This window comes from Sporomusa sp. KB1 (genome assembly GCF_007830295.1).
Lineage (GTDB): Bacteria > Bacillota > Negativicutes > Sporomusales > Sporomusaceae > Sporomusa.
Map to the genome: position 1 here is coordinate 92,841 of NZ_VLKC01000001.1, position 20,960 is coordinate 113,800.

Sequence of the window (20,960 nt, forward strand, 5' to 3'; positions counted from 1 at the left end):
TACTATTATTTAAGAATATTCTTGTTTACCGGCCATATACTATTACCAATTGATTACCAATTCGCAGGAGGGTCCGGTATGCAGGATTTTAACACAATTTTTCTTAGTATTATTATTGAAGCACTCCCGCTGGTACTTGTGGGAGTGTTTGTTTCTGCCTTTATTCACTTGTTTGTTCCGGCAGAATGGATTCAACGGATATTACCCCGAAAACGCCTAACAGGCATTATCGCCGCCAGTTTTCTTGGTTTATTTTTACCGCTCTGCGAATGCGGAATGGTACCTATCATACGCCGGTTAATTCACAAAGGGATACCACCCTATATCGCCATAGCCTTTATGCTATCTGCTCCCATCATCAACCCGCTTGTCGCCTGGTCTACTTACCTGGCTTTTTCTGCATTTCCGTCTATGGTCCTCTATCGGTTAATTGGAGCTTTTATCGCTGTTGTTATTATTGCCTTCATCATTAGTACCAGCCATGACCGCCAGATGCTTTCCAGCGGCGAAGCGGCAGCTACCTCCGACTGCTGCGGGCATCATACTCACCGGCCTCCCGACTCAAATTCCAACTTTCAAAGTACCCTGCGCGCTATGCTCTATCATGCCTGTGACGATTTTTTTGACATGGGCCGGTTTCTGCTCATAGGTTCTTTCCTGGCCGCTTTAATTCAGACAACTGTACCGCGCCTGACGCTCTTATCTTTTGGCCAAGATCCTGGTTATTCTGTCGGCGGCATGATGCTTTTTGCTTTTCTGATCTCAGTATGTTCCCAAGCCGATGCTTTTATTGTTGCCCCCTTCCTGGAGCATTTCAGTACCGGATCACTGGCAGCCTTTCTGATCTTCGGGCCAATGCTTGATATCAAAAACACCGCTATGCTGCTTACTATTTTCAAGCCGCTATTCACCCTTAAGCTTATCTTGCTCATTACAGCAACTGTATTTGGCATAAGCTTATCTATGGTTTACTTTCCTCAACTATGGGAGGTGATTTGTTTTGTTCATTAAGCTATCAGGACAAAATCTGTTAAAGCTCCTTGTGCTCATGGGGTTTTGCCTGCTATTTTACAATACGCTAACAACACCGGGCTTATCCCAAGTAATCAATCCACAATTCATCTGGAATACCAAACTAGGATTTACGTTGCTTTTGGTACTAGCAATAATTCAAATGTTCAAAACATTCGACTGGCGTCATAACATGGCCTGCGGTTGTCACCATAAAACCGGTCAGCTAGCTTATATTGTATTTGTTGGTACACTGATTCTAGGCCTACTTGTTCCTATCAGCCCACTTGGCTCGGCAACCGCCTCACAAAAAGGTGTAAAGTTCATGCAAACCGGCACCAGCGTACCGGTCAGCTTACCTGTATTACCGGCAGATAGCCAGCCTGAATTGGGAATAACTGCTGAAAATCATGTCAAATATATAACTGCTTTCTATGAAAACAGTACGGCATTTATTGGGAAAAACATCAGCCTAAAAGGTTTTGTTTACCGTCCAGACCAAACACCAGCCCAGCATTTTTTTGTCGCCCGGTTTGAAATATCCTGCTGCGCTGCCGATGCCGTTCCCAGTGGACTTTTTATTGAATGGGATGACAGTCAGAGCATAAACAGTGACAGTTGGGTAGAGATCCATGGTAAATTAGCTACCTTTAATTATCTAGGAAATAAATTACCAGTTGTTAAAGCTACACAAGTTATCCCTATCAAACCATTGGCAACTCCTTATGTGTATGTCAACAACTAAATTTTAGAAGCCAATCTTTATTTTGCTTTCCCATGGAAAGCCTTGTTTATTGTCAATATTGCCAATGGCATTGGCCTGCGCAAAATCAAATGCTAATTCTTTAGTAGGACCATAGCTAATAAGCAGCTATTTGATAAAGAACATTTTATTCAAAGGAATGGGTACGCCCAACCCGATGCCTTGTTTAGTAATGAATAAAGATATTTTAGGGCTATAGGCATAGTACCTCGTAGGATAATATAATGGCACAGCAGGTACTTCATCGGCGTACTCTGCCTGTATTTTATCAATTAGCTGCCTACGCTCAGTTTTATCTAAAATAGAAACCTGCTGGTTAAGTAACTTAGCTAAAGTCTCGTTGTCCTGAAAACGGGCGCTGTTAAAGTTTTTACCCATAATCTCGTTTTTCAAATAATCCGGATCAGCCCCTAAACCGCCATGACTATTTAATGCTAAATCAAAATTCCACTCATTGATACGGCTGTCGGCGGTTTTGGATTCTAAAATACACAGATTTACTTTTATTCCCACTTCCTCTAATTGCGACTTAATAAACTCTCCGTGGCGTTCACCTGGTTCATCAACGCCGCCACTGCCGCCGCTATTGCCAGCCAGTAATTCCAGTTCCAGTATTTGACCATTCTTCTCCCAATACGGGCCATTTTTCACATAGCCTAGACTGCTTAAAATACTTTCAGTCTTAGCTGGGTCATAGGCATACAAATCTTTAAGCGCGGGATTGAACCATTCATTATCAGCAGGTACTAACCCGGGATTTCCTGCAATTCCCTCACCCCGTAATGTTGTTTCAATAAGTGCTTTTCGGTCAATTGCATAGGCCAAAGCCCGGCGAAATTCTTTGTTATTGAAAGGTTCCCTGCGATGGTTGATAACCAGATTGGCAACCCAATCATGAGGCATCGCCATTACTTTTATCCCCGCTTGTTCTAAGGGTTTTACTAACTCTGGCGGTATCTGAGCCATGTCAATCTGCTTTTGCTTAAGCGCTGCTGCAACCATTTCCACATTCATCTTAACCATTTTGATCTGTTGAAACTTAGGCTTACCCTGATAATATTCATTGTAGGCTTCATATAAATAAGTACCATTTTCTTTACTGTAATCAACTAACCGGAAAGGCCCTGTACCAATTAAAGCTTCTTTTTGCCGAAAGTTACTGGGATCTGTTACCCCTTTCCAGATATGTTCAGGCAGGATTGGTATAGTACCGGCAATGGTATCCAAAAAAGGAGCATAAAGACGATCTAAATAAAATTTGACTTCATATTCATTCAGGGCTTCTACTTGTTTAATCATACTGATGTTAGTGGTATAGTAGGGATGTTGCTTTAAATATTCAAATGTAAATATCACATCTTTGGCCGTAAATTTTGGGCCGTCATGCCAAGTGGCTTTTTTTTGCAAATGAAACACGTAAGAGTTTTCCTCTTTATTGTACTCCCAACTTTCCGCCAATGCAGGAATGTAGCCTTTATCATCCTTCCATATCAAGGCATCAAAAATAAAGCTCATACGCAGATAACCGGGACCGCGAAAGTAGTGGGCAAACGGTGAAGGAAAGCCATGATCTCCCGTATGGTCAGCGATGGTAAAAACCATATCTTTTGCGTCAGTTAAAACTGGTTGTTTAGAACTGCTGCACCCCCAAAGCAAAGCCGCAACCACAATTATACAAAAAATGACTCGTATTGATTGCCGCAGGTAACTTAATTTCACTCTGTATTCCTCCAGTCTATTTTAGAATGTCATTTTTATTGATAAAGTTAGCAATATAACTATTTCCATAAGCATAATCGGGCGTAACGACTTAAAAAAATCAGCTTTAAAATACTCTAAGGTCACCAAAAGGCATAAGTGTGCGGGTGACAACATCTGTCCGGCAACACCAGCCACATAACCGACTACAGCCATAGCAATATTACCACTAGAAATTGCTGCGACAAAAGGAAATGCGATCGCCACAAAACCCGGGGAACTACCTGTAAGTATTCCTGCAAGAAATGCAATACTACCAATCATTACCACTATGGGGATACCCATGCTTTCTAATACTAAAGCAACATCTGCAATAATACCTGTTTGCTTCAAGATGGCTTGAAAAAAAAGAATGCCAATGAGTCCCCATAGTAATTTCCGATCAAATGCATGTTGGCACATGGTAATAATATTCTTCAGTTTCATCTGCAACAATAATGTCATACTTACAACCACTAGCAGCATTGACATCGCCGGACCAAAATCAAACCCAACGACCAGTAGAAAATTGGCAACTATCGGCCCGGCCGATAGAAACAGGTACTGGTAGTTATTTTTCCCTTCCGAACAGGAAGCAGTTATCATCTGATTTTCAATATTATTGGGCAACGGTGAAATGTAGACAAACCATCCTCCCACCAAACCTATAACTGCGACCCAAAGCATATTGATAATTAGCGCACTTACAGGAACTTGTGCAATTTGGCTGGCTAATAACAAGGAAGGCAGTATTGGATTGGTACACTCCCACACGTGCCGGAACCAAAGATTAATTGATGTTTTTTGGTCAGGGGAAAGATTATACTGCTTTCCGGCTTCCTCCACTAAAGGTGCGGAAAAAATAGCACCACCCAAGGAAGGTAAGAAACCAAGAAAGGCTGGCATTAAAGCCAATAACATTCTGTCACTTTTAAAAAATGCCCGGGATACGGTCATTAGACCATTGACAATTCCGCTTGTTCGCAACTGATATTCTAAACACATAACCAGAAATACAGCCAGCAAAATCTCCCACGTACTTGAACTATATAATAACTCTCTTCCTGCCGACTCAAATGTACTCCATTGAGGTGAACACATTAGAAAGACCAGCCCGGCACCAATCATCATGGTATTGCCCAGCAGGAATCTCTTTTGCATTAAGAAAACTATTACTGTTAAAGTTAACAGCACCTTAAGCATTACGATCATAATCATCACCTTACCTTGTTTCGTCGTTATATTAACCAAACAATATATAAAGCTTAATTCCAAGCTGATTTGAACCAAATTTTTGAAAGCTACTAATGGTTTAGTGAACTCGTTTCAGCATAGCTGAAACATTGGGAATTCAGGTGGAGAGTCTACTCCACCTGAATTAACCCGCCAATAGAGGCGGGAGTCTTGACTCGTATCCAAGATAAATTAATACTTTCCATAAAACCATTGTTACAGCTAAAAATTAATGTTAATTAAAAAACATGAATTAATATATAACTCACATTTCAAAATAAGTTTCTGTGTATACTAGAAATCGACTTTTGATTATATAGCAAATTACATTGCTTGATGCGGATAGATATTTTCATTAATAACATCAAAACAAGAACTACTTAATTTACTATGGGTATAAAGTACTGCTGGACACCCATTCCTACACGAATCCCAGTTTTCACATGTTTTGCATTGGGTAGTGGCACTATTTCTTACGTTTTCAAAAAAAGAGCTAGTCCATGCATCTAAAAGAGAATCTCGATAAATATTATAACGACTTTCTTTTGGGAAATAGCTACAGGGTATAATACTTCCATTAGCAGCTACATAAAGTGCCGAATGGCTGCAAACACAAGCAATATTTGGAGAAACGACGAATCCTTTGCAGCGAGGGAGATAATTGCACATAACTGTTATAATAGGATTCATCTTATTCTGCGGCAAAATTTTAACAGCATCGTTGAATGCTTTTTCTAATAACAGATGTTCAGACATAAGTTCAAAGTCTGAACGACCGATGGGAAGAACAGCTTTAAGTTCGATTGTGGACACGCTCAAATCTGCTAACAATTGAATAATTGGATTAATTGTATTAATATTTTCATTGGTTACTGTAATTCGGATGTATGTTTTAAGACTAGTGTTTGTTGCTAATTTTATATTCTTCAAAACCGTTGAAAGTGAGCCACCTCTAACCTTTTTGAATAGATTGGCATCTATAGAGTCCAACGAAATTTTTACTTCATCTAAACCAGTTGCCAGTAATTGATCAATGTATTTTTCGAGGAGAAGCCCATTAGTACTCAAGCCAGATGTAATTTTGAGTGACTTGCAAGTTGAAATAATTTTTAAAACCGTATCCTTTTCTAAAAGCGGCTCTCCTCCTGTTATCCATACGGATTTAAGATCTACATACGGAGAATTAGCATTTGAGTAAATAACGAGATCTTTTATAGTCCTACATGCTATTTCAGGATTTAATTTGTCACACGATGTTTCTTCACCATTAAAACAGAATTTACAAGACATATTACAGGAAGTTGTAAGCTGAAATTCAATCTTTTCAATCTTCTTTTTATTTCTTTCCATTCAAATTCCCCTCCTAGACATTTTTCAAGTATATAGTTCGCGCTTGCCTAATAATTCGCAAAATTGGTAGTTTCAAGACTACTAATACGCTCAAAAATATCCTGGCCATTGTGAAAGTCTATGGGGGTATGTGGCCCTCATGAAAGGCTTCCCTTTCGTTTCTAACTTGACTTGTTCAGTGAATTCTTTCAATCTAAAATCAGTATAATTATAAAATGAAGGCGCTTGCAAAATTGACGCATTTTCCGCACGTACATGTACAATAACTGGTATCATGCTCTCCTTTGCCAATGCATATCTTTGCTCCGTAGAACACTGCAGTTGATCATCAATAGTTACTCTTAATGATTCCTTATTCAGCATGGAAGCATATTTTATACATAATTCTAAATCATCCACAGAGTCAGGAATGAGTCTTACTTGCTCAGGTGCTAACCACATTGGAAAGCAGCCCCCATCAATAATCCTTGATAAAATTGCATACATAAATCTTTCAATTGAACCAACAATATTAGCATGTAATACAATGGGATTTGAGCCATCTTCTTTCAAAATGCCAAATTTTATAGGATTGTCATAATCTAACTGAAAGGCTGATACTTCAAGTGGATTCCCTTCACCTACATCAAAATGATATTCAACATTAATTGGTCTTCCTTTTCGAGGGTTAGCTTCCAGAAGCAACGCTTCCCTTTCATGCAAACGAACCAATTGTAATATCCATTCCAAATTTTTTTCTAAAAAGTCGTTGGTAACTTTGTATGTACAATAGAAATCCAGGTTAAATTCGGCTGCAAGCTCAAGTATCTTTTTATGTATCTGAAGACTTTCGTCAAGTGATTCATTCAGGTTATTAAATAATTCATGCATATCTATCATGGTAAACTCACACGCTCTACGTAATGGGCTATATTTTTCCTCAAGCCTACAGCATTTGGTCATCTCAAAAAGCTTTAGTGGTAGATGGCTGGAAGATAAACCATTTTTACCAACTAATCCCATCTGAGAATAAAGCACTCCTATTTTTGTAACAAGATGTCTTCCTGAAGAATTTGTATGATACGTGTTCTCTCCTGATTGCTCAACATGATTTACAACAGCTAAATTCTCGAAATCTGTAAGCACAGGTGTCTCTATATAAAAACATTCTAGATCAGCATATAGACCATAGATATATTCCTTAATGAGATTGAATAAAATTGCACCTCTTGGCAGGAAGATATAATGTCCTTCTCCAGATGTAGAGTCCTGCGTTACGATTTTCAATTTTTCTATATTTAAGTCATATTTATTAACAAAATCATCCTCTTGTTTTTCTCCTGCAAGCTTGTTCAATATTTTTGTAGTAGTAGTAGTAGTAATCGTTCCATCAATATTTAATATTCTCATTACCTAATCCCTCCTGTAATCATCCATTAATAATTCGCTCATCCTTATAAGCACCCATAAGCCACCCCTTCTTTGCCGATTACACAGTCTCGCAATAGACACACTGACGCTCTCGAACTGCTACCTTATTAAAAACTTAACTATCAACACCTCCTTTATTAAATATAACTATTGGATTGAACGACCGATGAGTTTCATTTAACTCAGAATACAAAAAAGCCATCGTAACCTTCTGCTGGGCATTACATGCCACGGAAGGATAGCAATGACCTTCAAGTCAAAATATTACACTTCGCTATGGTAAATCTCTTCAAGAGATTTGCTCAAACTTTTAAATTTTTAATCTTAACATATTAGTCAGCACCACAACCTCCGTCGGCTTGCTTCCCATCAAGTGCCAAGCTTCTTTGTCCGCCTGTTCGACAGTATTATGCCAAAAAGTATAGTTAGTCGGAGCTTCGGCGGCGCAAACTGCGCCTACCTGACAAACAAGGAGTATACAGAAAACTAGATTAAATCTCCTTTTTTGAATTAAAGATGAATACCCGTTCATTAGGCATAAGTAGCCATATCAGTAGTAAATTCTATAACGCCACTATAAATAAAAAAGGTATGAGCGAATAAAGGACCTATTCACGTCCTTTACCGGCTTCATACCTTGAGTTACGTTATATCTGTATTTACATTTCCATATGACTAAATTTGTAATGAGTTTTCACAACTCTATTCACATATATTTTACACTATTTTAGTATTTTTGTAAATAAATGTTTTTTTGAGAAGGGCACGCTCCACTCCTTTTTCCGCCACATAGCGGCAGGTGATATGTGTAGCAGGAAAAGCAAACCATAAACCCGAAATATCTGTTCTAGTCTAAACAATATTTTTAAGATAGGAGCTCATGTCATGCAGTATGACCTACTCAACAAAGTCGCCGTTATTACTGGAGGAACCTCCGGCATCGGTTTATCTACCGCTGAACTATTTTTATCCAGCGGTGCAAAGGTTGTTATCGTTGGTCGTGATTCTATAAAGGGTCATGCCGCAAAGCAATCCCTTGCTACAATTTCAAACACCATTGATTATGTGCAGGGAGACATTTCTCGTCCTGCAGACTGCGTTAACATAATAAAACAAGCAACCGCCAGCTTGGGAAAACTTGATATTTTGGTGAATTCAGCCGGTATCTATCAAGAAAATTTAATCTCTGATGTCAGTGAAGAAGATTATAATACTATTATGGATGTCAATGTAAAAGGTGTTTATTTCATGTGCAAATCCGCTTTGCCTGAACTGCGTAAAGCCGGTGGAGGCTCTATCATCAACCTCGCTTCTGACGCAGGCATCAATGGCAATCTCTTGTGTACAGCCTACTGCGCTTCTAAAGGAGCAGTCATTGCTCTTACCAAGGCATTAGCTTTAGAATGCGCCCCTTATAATATCCGCGCCAATTGTGTATGCCCTGGCGATGTGGCTACACCGCTGCTGGACCGTCAGCTTACCGCTCCCAATAACATCTGCACTCTATCAGATATGGCAAATTTATACCCGCTTGGCCGCATTGCGCAGCCTTCAGAAGTTGCCCACGTTATTTCCTTTTTAGCCTCTGACGCTGCCTCCTTTGTCACTGGTGCAGTGTGGACAGTCGATGGCGGATTAACTGCCTGCTAGTTCAAAAATAAGTGAACATTGCTGAGTTAACCGTTTATCCATATATACAATCTCAAGGTCTTCCGGTTTCTCACTTTGGATTTTATAACCCTGACTTAGCCAAAAGGGAAAACCACCTGGCAGAAACTTATGGGTATGCAGACAAATAGTCTCATAACCATAATTACGGCAATCGTCTTGAATGGCTGCCACTAACCGGCCGGCAAGTCCTTGGCGGCGCAGTGAGTTTTTTACATAACAACGGGATAATTCGGCAGTGGCTGACACATCATAGCAACCGCGAACCGCCTCAATCCTATCATCATAAGGTCTGATGGCGACCGTTCCAACAACTTGTCCGCTGCCATCAAAGGCAGCAAACATGACTGAGTTATCAGGTATAACATAAGCTTCTTCCATATTTGCAAGGTCCCAGCGTAAGGCTACATCAGGTATAGTAGGATACACCTCTTTCAGCATAGGAATGATAAAATCAAGTGCAGGTACAATATCTTCTGCTGTAATCTTGCGAATAGTACAATCTTTATGTTTAATTTCCATACGAATCCCGCTCCTTTTTTTTCAACTAAAGGGAATAACCGAAGCCAGCAGTGATTTTGCATACTCGTTCTGCGCATTGGCCAAATCCCCGCTCATAAGTTCTTCGACTATTTCACCTCTGTACAAAAATACCATCTTATTACACAAATGAGCCACAGCCTGTAAATCATGAGCCACAAAAAGATACGTCATCTTCATTTCAAGCCGAAGTTTATGCAGCAGTTTCAGTACCTGAATTTGAACAGAAACGTCCAGGGAACTGATGGCTTCGTCCAAGACAATACATCGGGGATTAGTAGAAATGGCTCTGGCAATACAAACACGTTGAACCTGGCCGCCGCTAAGTTCATGCGGATAGCGGTCTTTCAGGTCTGGCGACAGACTTACTTTATCTAAAAGAACATCAATTTTGCCAGCTAAGTTTCCCGTGTGCCCCATAGCACGCAGAGGTTCCTCAATGGTCTCCCGGACAGTGTACTGCGGATTGATCGAAGATGCATAATCCTGAAAAACCACACTCATTTTCCCCTGATTCGCTTTTATCCACTGACGCACAGGCTGGCCCTCAATTAAAATAGTACCATTGCCTTTATCAGGCTTTTCAAGACCTAAAATCAGCCGCGTCAGCGTACTTTTGCCACTGCCGCTTTCGCCGATAAGACCAACGCAAAGGCCTTCTTCAATAGTCAAGGTTACACCCTTTAATACCTTGACTTTGGTGTCGCCAAAATTGCTGCCGGCCTTCAAATAGCTTTTTTCAATATTTTTAATCTCAATCAAATTAGGCACTGACTTCCCCTCGTTTCATTGCCTTTTGAAACGACTTGGACATTTCGAGCCGGCTGTCAATCAAATACTTCGTATATTCATGCTGAGGAGTCTTGAAAATCGACCGGGCTTCGCCGTATTCTACCGGCTCACCGCAGCGCATAACCAAAAGCTGGTCGGCAAGATGCTGCACCACACCCAGATCATGGGAAATAAAAATCAAAGCAGTTCCCATTTCCTGCCTGAGCAGCTTAAACTCTTCCACCACCAGCCGCTGATTGATAGAATCCAAAGCAGTTGTAGGTTCATCGGCCACAATAATATCAGGTTTCATAGCCAACGCCGTCGCCACCATACAGCGCTGCAACATCCCACCGGAAAGCTGGTGGGAATATTTTTTCAACACTTGCTCCGGTTCAGGCATATTTATCATCTGCAAAGCTTCCACCACCATGTTCATGGCCTCGGATCGGCAAATTCCTTTATTCTCGATAAAGGTTTCAGACATCTGACTGCCGATCCTCTCCAGAGGGTCAAATGCCGACATGGCATCCTGCAGAATCATACAAATACGCTGTCCCCGAATCGACCGTAACGTACTTTCATCCTGTTGCAGCAAATCCAGAACGCCGTGCCCATCTGACAACTCAGCCGTTCCTTCACTGCATAGCCAAGGATTAGTTAGACCCAATATTGCTTTGGCCGTCATGGATTTACCGCTGCCGCTTTCTCCCACAATTCCCAGACAACTGTTCTTTTTTAGCTCAAAGCTGACGCCGTGAATAATTTCAGCTTGGGTTCGCAGGTCAGTGACCTTTAAATTCCGTACAGTTAATAAATTACTCATCAAGCCACCGCCTTCTTGCGTCTGAAAATGGACAGTCGTTTCTTCATGCTTTTATCCAGTTGTGGATCCAACGCTTCCTGAATACTGTCTCCCAGAAAATTAAAGGCAGCAACAACCAGAAAAATGGCAAAACCCGGCGGCAGCATTTGCCAAGGGTTTATACTCAAAACCTTTTTAGCCTCATTGAGCATCATTCCCCATTCCGCGGTTGGCGGCTGAACACCCAAACCCAAAAAGGACAAGGCGGAAATATTCAAAATGATGCTGCCTGCATCCAGCGTAGCCAACACACAGATTTCTCCCATAGCGCTGGGGAGCAGATGTTTGTTAATAATATGCCGGGCACTACAGCCAGACACCCGGGCAAAACAAATGTAATTTTTATCCATAAACTGAATGACAATGGAACGGATCATCCGGACATACCAGGCCCATTTGGCGATAACCATTGCGAGAAGAATATTGAGAATTCCGGTTCCCATTACACCAATAATCGCCAAAATCAGCACCTCATTGGGAAAAGACAGCATAATATCACAGACACGCATAATGACTTCATCTACCCAGCCTCGGAAATAGCCGGCAACAACACCTAACAGAATACCAATACCGATTGTACAAAACATAGTGGCAAGCGACCAAAGCACTGTTATTTGACCGCCCCACAAAATTCGGGACAACATATCCCGCCCCAGTTGATCTGTTCCTAGTAAATGTTCGGCTGAAGGCGGGGCAAACTTATTGGCAATATCCTGGTGAGCCGGATGATAGGGAGCTATTAGCGGTGCCAAAAGCGATAGCAATATGACAATACCTAAAAAAACAGCCATAGCAAGCGCCATTTTATCTGCTTTAAACCTTGTCCAAAAACCTGCCATCGTTAGTCCTCCTCCTTCCTCATTCTTGGATCAATAACAGCCACGCCAATGTCTACCAGCAGATTGCAGACTACAAACAATATGGCCATAATTAACACATAAGCCTGAATAGTGGGGAAATCCCGGTCAAAAATCGCGGTAACACAAAGACGGCCAACCCCGGGCCAGGCAAAAATATTTTCAATGACAACAGTACCGGCAATGAGCTTGGGAATGGACATTCCCAAAGCAGTCAATGAAGTATTCAGTGAATTTTTAAAAATATGCTTTGTAATGGTGCTGTTTTTCAAACCCCTGACTTTGCCATATAAAACAAAATTAGCATGCTGATTTTGAATCATGGTGTTCCGGATTAAACGCACATAAGTGGCAATGTACCCGAGAGCTAACGTCACTGCCGGCAAAGCAACTGAATCCGGCGTTCTCATACCGCTGGTCGGGAAAATAGGAATTTCTACAGCTAACAGCCACATCAGCAAAATTCCGACCCAGAAGGACGGTATGGCTGTCCCCACAAACACAAGGCCGCGAATAAGTATATCGCCGGCACTGCCTTCCTGTAATGCACAGAATACGCCGGCAGCCACCGATACTGTCAGGGTGATAATCAAGGCTACGCCAGCCAGATACAACGTAGCGGGAATGGCATCGGCAAATTCACTGACAACAGGTTTTTGGGTAATATACGATTTGCCAAAATTGCCGTGCAAAGCATTGGTTACCCACTCAATATAGCGGGTCATAAAGGGCTTATCCAAACCAAGTTCCTGCCGCATCTCAGCCACATTTTCCTCGGTAGGCGTAATACCTGTCACCCTAATAGCCACCTCGGCCGGGTCACTGGGACTTACATTAATAAGAATGAACGAAAAGAAGGAGATTCCGATAAAAATCGGAATCATCCAAAGAATTCGTTTGATGATATAAATTTTCATCGGCTTGCTCCATTCCAGAATACTTGCTCATTATAGCATCAGTAGGTCGATTATTTGCCAAAATACATCTTTTCAAAGGGAATTTCATATTGAGAATCGTTGAATGTAACCCCCTGCAATCCTTTGATGCCAACGGCCTTGGTTTTGGAGTAAGAAATCGGTATGTACACACACTGGTCATTGACGTAAGTCAAAATTTCTTTGTATTGTTCTGCCCGTTTACTCGCATCAGCTTCAATCATAATTTTAGTGATGGTATCATCCAGCCACTGTTTTCTTTCGAGACCTTTTTGCGCCTGACAATCCCCATGAGCAGGAATTCTCCAGGAAGATACATAAGACTGCGGGTCATATGGCGTTCCCCAGGATAAAGAATATTGCAGGTCAAAATCACCGGTTCTCTGTCTATCCAGAAAAGCCTGTTTTTCCTCAGCCAAAATATTCATTTTAACGCCTACAGCTGCCAAATCAGCCTGCATGGACTCGGCAATGGTGCCTTCCTGCGCATTCTTGGCGTTGTAAGAAAAAGTCACCTCGCATTTCTTGCCGTCTTTGACACGGATGCCGTCGGCGCCCTTAATCCAGCCGGCTTCATCCAGCAGTTTGTTGGCCTCTGCCGGATCATAAGCAAATGTTTGTAAAGCAATATCACAAAACGGCACGGTTTTAGCCATCAAGGTGTCGGCCTGCTCTTCAGAGCCGTTTAATATTCCCTTAATGATATTTTGCTTATTGATAGCATGTTCAAAGGCTTTACGAACCTTCAAGTCCTTGGTAACAGGTGCTTGGGTATTTAACAAAATAGCACGGGAGGCAATAGGTGGACTGAGATACGTTTTATATGCGCCTTCTTTTTCCAGCTTCTTATAAGAATCCAGGTCAATCTGGTCGCCGTCAGCCCCAAACAAGAGGTCAATTTCACCTTTTTGCAGCGCTAATAAGATTGTCTGGGGATCAGGCATGACCTTCCAAGTGATTGTAGCGACTTTTGTTTTTTCACCCCAGTAATTTTCGTTACGGATAAAGGTTGCGTACTGATTGTTCTCGTGCTTGGACAAAATCCAGGGTCCGGTTCCCGCATAGCCATTGACGCCATTGTGTGTTGCACCGTCAATAAAGCATTTAGGCGAAATGAAACGGAAAGGTCTGGTCAGCCCCAGTTCAATCAAAGTCGGATAATACGGATGCTTTAATACCAGTTTAAAGGTATGCTCATCAACAACTACATTTTCCTTAATTTCATTGACCATATCTAACCACTGGTGGCGTTTGATGTTGGCCACAATGGCATCCATATTTAATTTGACAGCTTGCGCGTTAAAAGGTTCACCATCAGTAAAAGTGATGCCTTTGCGCAAATGGAAAGTATATTCCAAACCGTCAGACGAAATTTCCCAGCTTTCCGCCAAAACCGGCACGACTTTACCACCTTCATTTTTGGTCAAACCTTCAAACACCATATTCTGAGCAGCCATTTCTCCCAGATATAAATGCGGATTGATGTCACGGATATCTTTGGTACTGGCGTAGTTAATTTCATTTTTGTTGGCAACAGCCGCATTACCACCAGTACTTTTGCCGCAGCCTGCAAGCAAGCTGGCGCACAGGGCAATTGCCATTATCATTGCTAGAACTTTTTGGAAATTCATTTGAACTCTCCTTCTTATGGGTTTTAGAATTTGTAGTTGGTAATCAAATGATAAGACGGCTTGTATTCATTAAAACCAGCTTTATTTTCATCATATGGTTTTAAATTATAATATCTGGCTTCAACATTGGCGTTTTTAGCAAATACATATTGCACGCCAAGGCCAAAGCCCTTGGCTCCTGCACCACCAATGCCATTACCGCCGCTTACTACCAAAGTACCTGGGTTGTTAGTTGAATCAACCGCATAATTTCCCAGACTTAGATAATCAAAATTGATGCCATAGGAACCAGGCTTGCTGTTGTCGATGCCTTTCCATTGTACCCGGCCCCAGTAGCCATGCTTTTGAGCATCTGACGGCAATTTGTCATGATTGTTTTCTACATATTCGCCACTAACAGTAACGTCACCGGTTTTTGTTTTAAAACCATAGGCTGTTTGGTTAACATTGTACCCGACAGAATTAGTCATGGTATCCAGATGAGCGACAGTCAGGTTAGTATTCTGGCCAATTTTTACATCCAGATTAGCTAAGGCTGCATTTGTCGCGGCCCCACTGCCTGTATAGGCGGCTAAATCACCGTAGCCGGCTGATAGTTGGGCATTGCCAAAATCATAGGTGGCGTAGGCTCCGTCAATTGAGTTGCCATCCCAGATAATTCCCTGGCCCAAAGAGGGCAATATGCGGCCAAAAGCAACGGTTGTCTGCTTATTTTTCCATTGCAGTTCAGCCCGGTCAAAGGCAGGATTGGCATAAGTTGAACTTTTACTTGAACCATCGACAGCGCGCTTATTACTGGTATGTGTTGCCACAAGACGGCTATTGAACTTTAAATTATCGGTAACATCTGCCGCAATATTTAGTCTTACTCGCTCTTGTATGCGTGTGTCGGTGTCTTTAGCGGTATTTTTAGCTTTTTGATCCCAGTTACTCTGGTAACGAATCCGGACATCACCATTGGTGATTTTTATCGGCGACGTATTTTTCTCTAATTTATCTAAACGGCTGGCAACAGTACTTGTTTCACTCAGGTTAAATTCAGGCGCAAATTCAGCCTTAAGTTTTTCAATAGTGGCTTGGGCTGCCGCATCAGCATTAGCTGATTTTGCCATGGCTTTTGCTACAATAGCTGCCATTTCACAACGGGTTAAGATGACATCTTTTTTGTAAGCTCCTCCGCCAAAGCCTTCGACGAGGCCAGCTTCCGCCAACTGGCTGATCGCATTATAGGTCCAGTGTTTTTCCGGAATTACCGCAAAAAGATTTGCCGGGACGGCCAGTGAAGTACCAGCCATACTTAAACTGAATACGGCACACAGAGCAATCATAGTTTTCTTTTTCATCAATTTTCTCCTATTCTTTTCCTCGTCAGATAATATATCAGTTCTAAAAAAGGTTCATATTGAAGATAAAAAATAATAAACCACGATAAGCTCAGCCGTTCTTAGCTGTGCTAACCGTGGTTTCAAACCAACAAATAACAGTTTTTAATTTTCATAATGTAAAATTCACTTACAGCATTCATTGCTGCATTTGTTCATAGTATAACGTACTATTTATTAGTTTACAATACCAATGTTGCTAGAATTTTATTAATTTATGTATTTTTATCTTTTTTATCAAAATAATTGTTTATGCTTTGGATTATTGTCGAATTGATAATACTATCCTGTTTTATTTTATCGAACTCATTGCCATAACATGGGGAACGCCATCACTGGCCAGGTGAATGGCAGCATTCACCTGGTACACCGTCCGGAGCATTTCCGTGGTCAGTACTGCTGCAGGCTGTCCGGCTGCATACACCTCGCCGTCAAATAAGACAACGATTTCATCGGCATAGCGGGCTGCCATATCCAGCTGATGCAATGTAACAACAGTTATCAGCTTCCTGGTTATTGTCAGTTTTTTGATTAACTCCAGCATTTCCAGTTCCCGGTGCAAATCCAAACAATTTGTCGGTTCATCCAAGAGTAAAATGCTAGGTTCGCGCACTAACGCCTGTGCGATAAACACCAGCTGCTTTTGACCGCCACTCAGCTCGCAAATATTCCTGGCAGCTAATTTTTCTATACCTAGTTGCCTGAGAATTTTCAAAACATAATTTACCTCGACATCACTGACTTTCAGGGACAGTGAATGTACTCTTCCCAAAAGAACAACCTCGAAAACACTCAAAACAGCTTTTCCACAACCTTCTTGTGAGAGGTAGCTGATCTGCTTTGCTATGTCCTGTAGCTTAAGAGTACTTAGGTTCTTACCATCCATCAGAATATCACCCTGCCCCCGCAGAATGCCGCTGATACATTTTAACAACGTAGACTTACCTGTTGCATTGGGGCCAATAACAGCCGTCATTTTTCCTGGCCCAAAGGTAAGATTGACGTTTTTTAATATTGGCTGTGAGCCATAGTCAAAAGATAAATTACTTATTTTCAGCATCACCAGTACCCTCTTTTCTGCGTCAATAGCAAAGAAAAGAAGAATGGTACGCCGATCAGCGAGGTAACAATTCCTATCGGGAAAATCGCGCCCGGAATAATCATCTTACTGCCAATAGATGCAGTCGAAAGCAGCAGGGCTCCGCCTAAAGCCGATACAGGCAAAAAAAACCGTTGATCTTCGCCTACCAGCATTCTGGCAATATGAGGTCCGACCAAACCAATAAACCCGATAGTACCTACGAAACACACTGCCGAAGCAGTTAACAACGAAATAAGCACAAATGTCTTGAGCCGCAGCTTTTCGACATTTATTCCCAGGCTTTTGGCCTTTTCATCGCCCAGCTTCAGGGCTGTAAGCTTCCATGCGTCTTTTACAAGCAGAGGAACGGCAAGGACAAGGACTGTCGCAACTACTCCCACTTTGGCCCAGGTTGCCTTCATTAAGCTGCCGAAGAGCCAAAATACTATGGCCTGAAGTGCTTCAGCGGAAGCCGTATATTGCAGCAAGGCCAATAAGGCATGAAAGAGAAACAGCAGGCCAATTCCAGCCAGTACCATGGTTTCAGCGGTAATCGTTCTGACCCTGCCGATGAAGTAAATCAACAGACAGCTTAACAGCGCAAAAACAAAAGCATTGAACGGGATAAGATAATCTTCAGGAATTGGTAGCTTACCTGCCCCCACAACAATGGCCAATGCCGCACCAAAACCGGCCCCTGCCGATATCCCCAGGGTATAGGGGCTGGCCAGTGGATTATCCAGAATGGTCTGCATCTCGGCACCGGCAATACCCAGGGTTGCGCCGACAACCAGGGCCATCAAGGCTGTCGGCAGCCGCAAGGTCCAGACAATAACCGCTGTTGTCGGCTCAACCAAACCTGTCCCCAAAACTGCATTAATTACATCTGGTACAGCTAACCACGCTGGCCCCACCAAAATATCAACAAGCAAGCTCACCGTGCATACCGCAGCGAATAGAAGCAAATATAAATACTTTTTTGCAGTAATACCATGATATATTACTTGTTCTTTTACTAGTTCCATACCCATTCTCCTCGCCTAATTTTGCAAATCCATCATCCAGACACCGCTTAGTTCAACCGGTAAAAACTTCTTGTGGAATTCCTGGAAGCTTTGCAGCGGGTCTACATCCTTAAACTCTTCGGGATAAAACTTTTTCGCTAGATATTGAATAACCACTGAATCATAGACCTCACGGGAAATAGCATGATGGATGGAAAACACTTGCTTATTCTTCACTGCGCTGAGTTCTGCCCAGCCTGTCCGTTTGGTAAAAGACTGAAGTAATTTCTGCGATTCTGCTTGGTCGGCCATGAAGCCCATACGCATGGATTCCGTTTTTTTCGGCCAATATGAACCTGTGATAATGATAATATCAGGATTAGCCTTAAGTAAAAACTCAGGATTTATTGGAGCATATTTTTCAATTTTATCCTTGGTTATATTATTACCGCCGCATTTTTCCACTAAAGCCCCCCACATATAGTTTCCATAACTATTACCATATGTAGCCGGACCTTCTGAACCGCACTCCACATAGACTTTAGGCTTAGGCTTATTAATGGCTTGCAACCGTGAGTAGATCTTATTGACCTGCTCCTGGTGATAGGCGGCCAGTTCTTGTGCCCGCTGCTCTTGTCCAAAAATTTTCCCCAGCAATTGAATGCTTTTCGTATGATTTTCGATACTTTCCAGGTGATAATCAACAAATACAGTAGGTATTCCCGCTGCTTCCAGTTTTTTTATAATATCCTGGGCTTGTTTCTGCATACTTAGCGGTAAAATAAGTACATCCGGCTTTAAGGCAATAACCTTTTCAACATTAAAGCTATCCTGATCGAGATTCCCTATATCAGGAATTTTTTCCAATTCCGGCATGGCTTCAGAATACTTTTCCCACATATCGAAGCGGTTGATCTTTAATCCATTATCCCAGCCAGCAATCTTTTGCTGTACATTTTTCCCCTCTAGCGCCAGCATGGTAATAAAGCCGCCACCGCTGCCGCTCCACTGCAGCACTACCTTATTGACCGGCGCTTTGATTTTTACCTCCCGCCCGGCAAGGTCGGTAACCTGTATTTGTTCATCTTTTTTCACTGCTGTTTGCTGTGAGCAGCCTATTAGTGCGGTAATAGCAACCAAAAATACTAAAACTACTAAGCATAGTTGTTTTAATGACGATTTCCAATTCATTGTAACTATCCCCCATTATTTTGTAGTACCCTCTGAGAAAATAAAAAACCACAAAGGATAGGACTTCTAATCGTCCAAATACCCTTCGTGGATATGTCTTACTTATTCAGCTTTAGATCTGTCCTACTAGCTAGCTCGCTGACCTTCAAGTCAGCATTTGCTGAAATTATAGCTTATTATAAACAACAATGCAATACATTCTTGTAAAACTATTCATAAATTACCAAGTTATTCGGAAACTAATCATTTTTCTTACATACACCCAAAACGCTCAATTCATATGTTACCTTCGGATAGTCTCACCCGTGTCCAAGCAAGTTCCTTCCAGGGAAACCATCAAAGCTAAGTACTTTTTCTCATCAGTACCAGTTTTTTCCCTATAGCTCACTAACAACATTTTGCACAACAAAAAAGTATGAAGCCATTCTTCTACACTGAATGGCTTCATACCACATTTTCGTCTAATGTGCTGTTATTATAGGTCTAAACAATAACATAACTTCTGTCATATTTGCAAATTTTCTTAAATTCGCTATTATTATATTAAATGTTACCATTTTCACAGAAAGCTGTAAATATTTTTTGTATAATAACATGGCGTGCTTATGATTATATAAGGAGGTCAACTATGGATATTGAAGTTTTAAAAACGATGCAAATTTTATCACAAACCAAGAGCTTCTCAAAAACGGCGGAAATACAAAATATTGTCCAATCAACAGTCAGTGCCCGTATTGCTGAGTTGGAGAAGACACTGGGACAAAAGCTATTTATAAGAGATAATCAGCGTGTGGACCTGACACAGAGCGGTCTCATGTTTCTTCCCTATGCCCAGCATATATTGGAAGAATTAGAAAACGGCAAAGCCAAATTAAATTCAGCCACCCTATTCGATGACAGTTTAGTCATCGGCAATGTATATTCCATTTTGCCAAACCTCTTATTCCCGGTTTACCGCGAATATCTGCGCAGCTTTCCCCGTATCTCGGTAAAAGCTGTTGCCGGTCATTCAACTGATATTTTGCAGTCTTTGGTAGATGGTATCATCGACATTGCGATCGTTTATCAATTACCAAGAATTCGCCGTTTTGCAACATTTTTATGTAATGAAGAAGATTTTGTTTTTATTTGTCCACCTGATGACCCGCTTGCGGACCGGACAGAAATTCCGGTTAAGGATCTGGAAAAAATCAACTTGCTGTTTCATGACTGGGGAGGAAGTTTCAGCGATTGGATTGCCCAATTATTTCCGGGCACACGCTGGTTTCATGCCAATATCGGCAATCCGTCTTTTATCGTTTCTCTTGTTGAGGAAGGTGCCGGGGCAGCCATTTTGACCCGTTCTACTGTGCAAAAAGCCCTGGCCAGAAACTCAGTCGTCGAAGTCCCCCTTACCGGCTCACCTTTGCCGCCCCGCTGGCAGACGTATGCAGTGACCCATCCCAAGCGTCTTGCCCGGCAGCCTGTTCGTGACTGGCTTGATATGATGAGTAAGTATGATCTGACAGCAGTACCTATTTAGCTGCTACTC

General features: G+C 41.8%; 18 protein-coding genes. 4 read left to right on the forward strand and 14 right to left on the reverse strand.

Going from position 1 to position 20,960, the window contains the following annotated elements:
• Window positions 1-78 precede the first annotated feature (78 nt).
• On the forward strand, window positions 79-1,011 hold the full coding sequence (locus SALPA_RS00405) for a permease (RefSeq protein WP_145088427.1): 933 nt from the start codon (window positions 79-81) through the stop codon (window positions 1,009-1,011).
• Entirely contained in the window at window positions 1,001-1,756 is a 756-nt protein-coding gene (locus SALPA_RS00410; RefSeq protein WP_145088429.1) for a TIGR03943 family protein, read from the forward strand. The genes SALPA_RS00405 and SALPA_RS00410 overlap by 11 nt, the downstream gene beginning before the upstream one ends.
• A gap of 126 nt (window positions 1,757-1,882) precedes the next feature.
• Here SALPA_RS00410 and SALPA_RS00415 read toward each other — a convergent pair whose 3' ends face one another.
• From SALPA_RS00415 to SALPA_RS00430, 4 genes are all read right to left on the reverse strand, one after another.
• Window positions 1,883-3,493, reverse strand: coding sequence for an ABC transporter substrate-binding protein (locus SALPA_RS00415; RefSeq protein ID WP_222427786.1), 1,611 nt, complete (start codon window positions 3,491-3,493; stop codon window positions 1,883-1,885).
• 21 nt (window positions 3,494-3,514) lie between these two features.
• Window positions 3,515-4,786: a DUF401 family protein gene (locus SALPA_RS00420; protein WP_255450696.1), complete on the reverse strand. Its 1,272-nt coding sequence runs from the start codon at window positions 4,784-4,786 to the stop codon at window positions 3,515-3,517.
• Window positions 4,787-5,068: 282 nt separating this feature from the next.
• Window positions 5,069-6,094 (reverse strand): radical SAM/SPASM domain-containing protein, encoded by a 1,026-nt coding sequence (locus SALPA_RS00425; RefSeq protein ID WP_145088433.1) that lies wholly within the window; start codon window positions 6,092-6,094, stop codon window positions 5,069-5,071.
• A 90-nt stretch (window positions 6,095-6,184) separates the two neighbouring features.
• A complete protein-coding gene (locus SALPA_RS00430; protein ID WP_145088435.1) occupies window positions 6,185-7,483 on the reverse strand; it encodes an aminoacyl--tRNA ligase-related protein in 1,299 nt (432 codons plus the stop codon).
• A gap of 906 nt (window positions 7,484-8,389) precedes the next feature.
• Here SALPA_RS00430 and SALPA_RS00435 point away from each other — a divergent pair.
• On the forward strand, window positions 8,390-9,154 hold the full coding sequence (locus SALPA_RS00435; protein ID WP_145088437.1) for an SDR family NAD(P)-dependent oxidoreductase: 765 nt from the start codon (window positions 8,390-8,392) through the stop codon (window positions 9,152-9,154).
• Here the strand turns inward: SALPA_RS00435 and SALPA_RS00440 are convergent.
• From SALPA_RS00440 to SALPA_RS00485, 10 genes are all read right to left on the reverse strand, one after another.
• Entirely contained in the window at window positions 9,140-9,694 is a 555-nt protein-coding gene (locus tag SALPA_RS00440) for a GNAT family N-acetyltransferase (RefSeq protein ID WP_145088439.1), read from the reverse strand. The two genes, SALPA_RS00435 and SALPA_RS00440, sit on opposite strands and share 15 nt — an antisense overlap.
• Before the next feature lie 21 nt (window positions 9,695-9,715).
• Window positions 9,716-10,483: an ABC transporter ATP-binding protein gene (locus SALPA_RS00445; protein WP_145088441.1), complete on the reverse strand. Its 768-nt coding sequence runs from the start codon at window positions 10,481-10,483 to the stop codon at window positions 9,716-9,718.
• Window positions 10,476-11,309: an ABC transporter ATP-binding protein gene (locus SALPA_RS00450; RefSeq protein ID WP_145088443.1), complete on the reverse strand. Its 834-nt coding sequence runs from the start codon at window positions 11,307-11,309 to the stop codon at window positions 10,476-10,478. The genes SALPA_RS00445 and SALPA_RS00450 overlap by 8 nt, the downstream gene beginning before the upstream one ends.
• A complete protein-coding gene (gene opp1C / locus SALPA_RS00455) occupies window positions 11,309-12,187 on the reverse strand; it encodes a nickel/cobalt ABC transporter permease (protein ID WP_145088445.1) in 879 nt (292 codons plus the stop codon). The genes SALPA_RS00450 and opp1C overlap by 1 nt, the downstream gene beginning before the upstream one ends.
• 2 nt (window positions 12,188-12,189) lie before the next feature.
• Window positions 12,190-13,122, reverse strand: a complete 933-nt coding sequence (opp1B, locus tag SALPA_RS00460; RefSeq protein ID WP_145088447.1) for a nickel/cobalt ABC transporter permease — start codon at window positions 13,120-13,122, stop codon at window positions 12,190-12,192.
• A gap of 50 nt (window positions 13,123-13,172) precedes the next feature.
• Entirely contained in the window at window positions 13,173-14,771 is a 1,599-nt protein-coding gene (nikA, locus tag SALPA_RS00465) for a nickel ABC transporter substrate-binding protein (RefSeq protein ID WP_145088449.1), read from the reverse strand.
• 23 nt (window positions 14,772-14,794) lie between these two features.
• Window positions 14,795-16,114, reverse strand: coding sequence for a putative porin (locus SALPA_RS00470; RefSeq protein ID WP_145088451.1), 1,320 nt, complete (start codon window positions 16,112-16,114; stop codon window positions 14,795-14,797).
• A gap of 331 nt (window positions 16,115-16,445) precedes the next feature.
• On the reverse strand, window positions 16,446-17,213 hold the full coding sequence (locus SALPA_RS00475) for an ABC transporter ATP-binding protein (protein WP_145088453.1): 768 nt from the start codon (window positions 17,211-17,213) through the stop codon (window positions 16,446-16,448).
• Window positions 17,213-18,259, reverse strand: coding sequence for an iron ABC transporter permease (locus SALPA_RS00480; protein ID WP_145088455.1), 1,047 nt, complete (start codon window positions 18,257-18,259; stop codon window positions 17,213-17,215). The genes SALPA_RS00475 and SALPA_RS00480 overlap by 1 nt, the downstream gene beginning before the upstream one ends.
• 15 nt (window positions 18,260-18,274) lie before the next feature.
• Window positions 18,275-19,429 (reverse strand): ABC transporter substrate-binding protein, encoded by a 1,155-nt coding sequence (locus tag SALPA_RS00485; RefSeq protein WP_145088457.1) that lies wholly within the window; start codon window positions 19,427-19,429, stop codon window positions 18,275-18,277.
• A gap of 628 nt (window positions 19,430-20,057) precedes the next feature.
• On the opposite strand from SALPA_RS00485, the gene SALPA_RS00490 reads away from it, so the two are divergent.
• Window positions 20,058-20,951: a LysR family transcriptional regulator gene (locus SALPA_RS00490; protein WP_145088459.1), complete on the forward strand. Its 894-nt coding sequence runs from the start codon at window positions 20,058-20,060 to the stop codon at window positions 20,949-20,951.
• Window positions 20,952-20,960 lie beyond the last annotated feature (9 nt).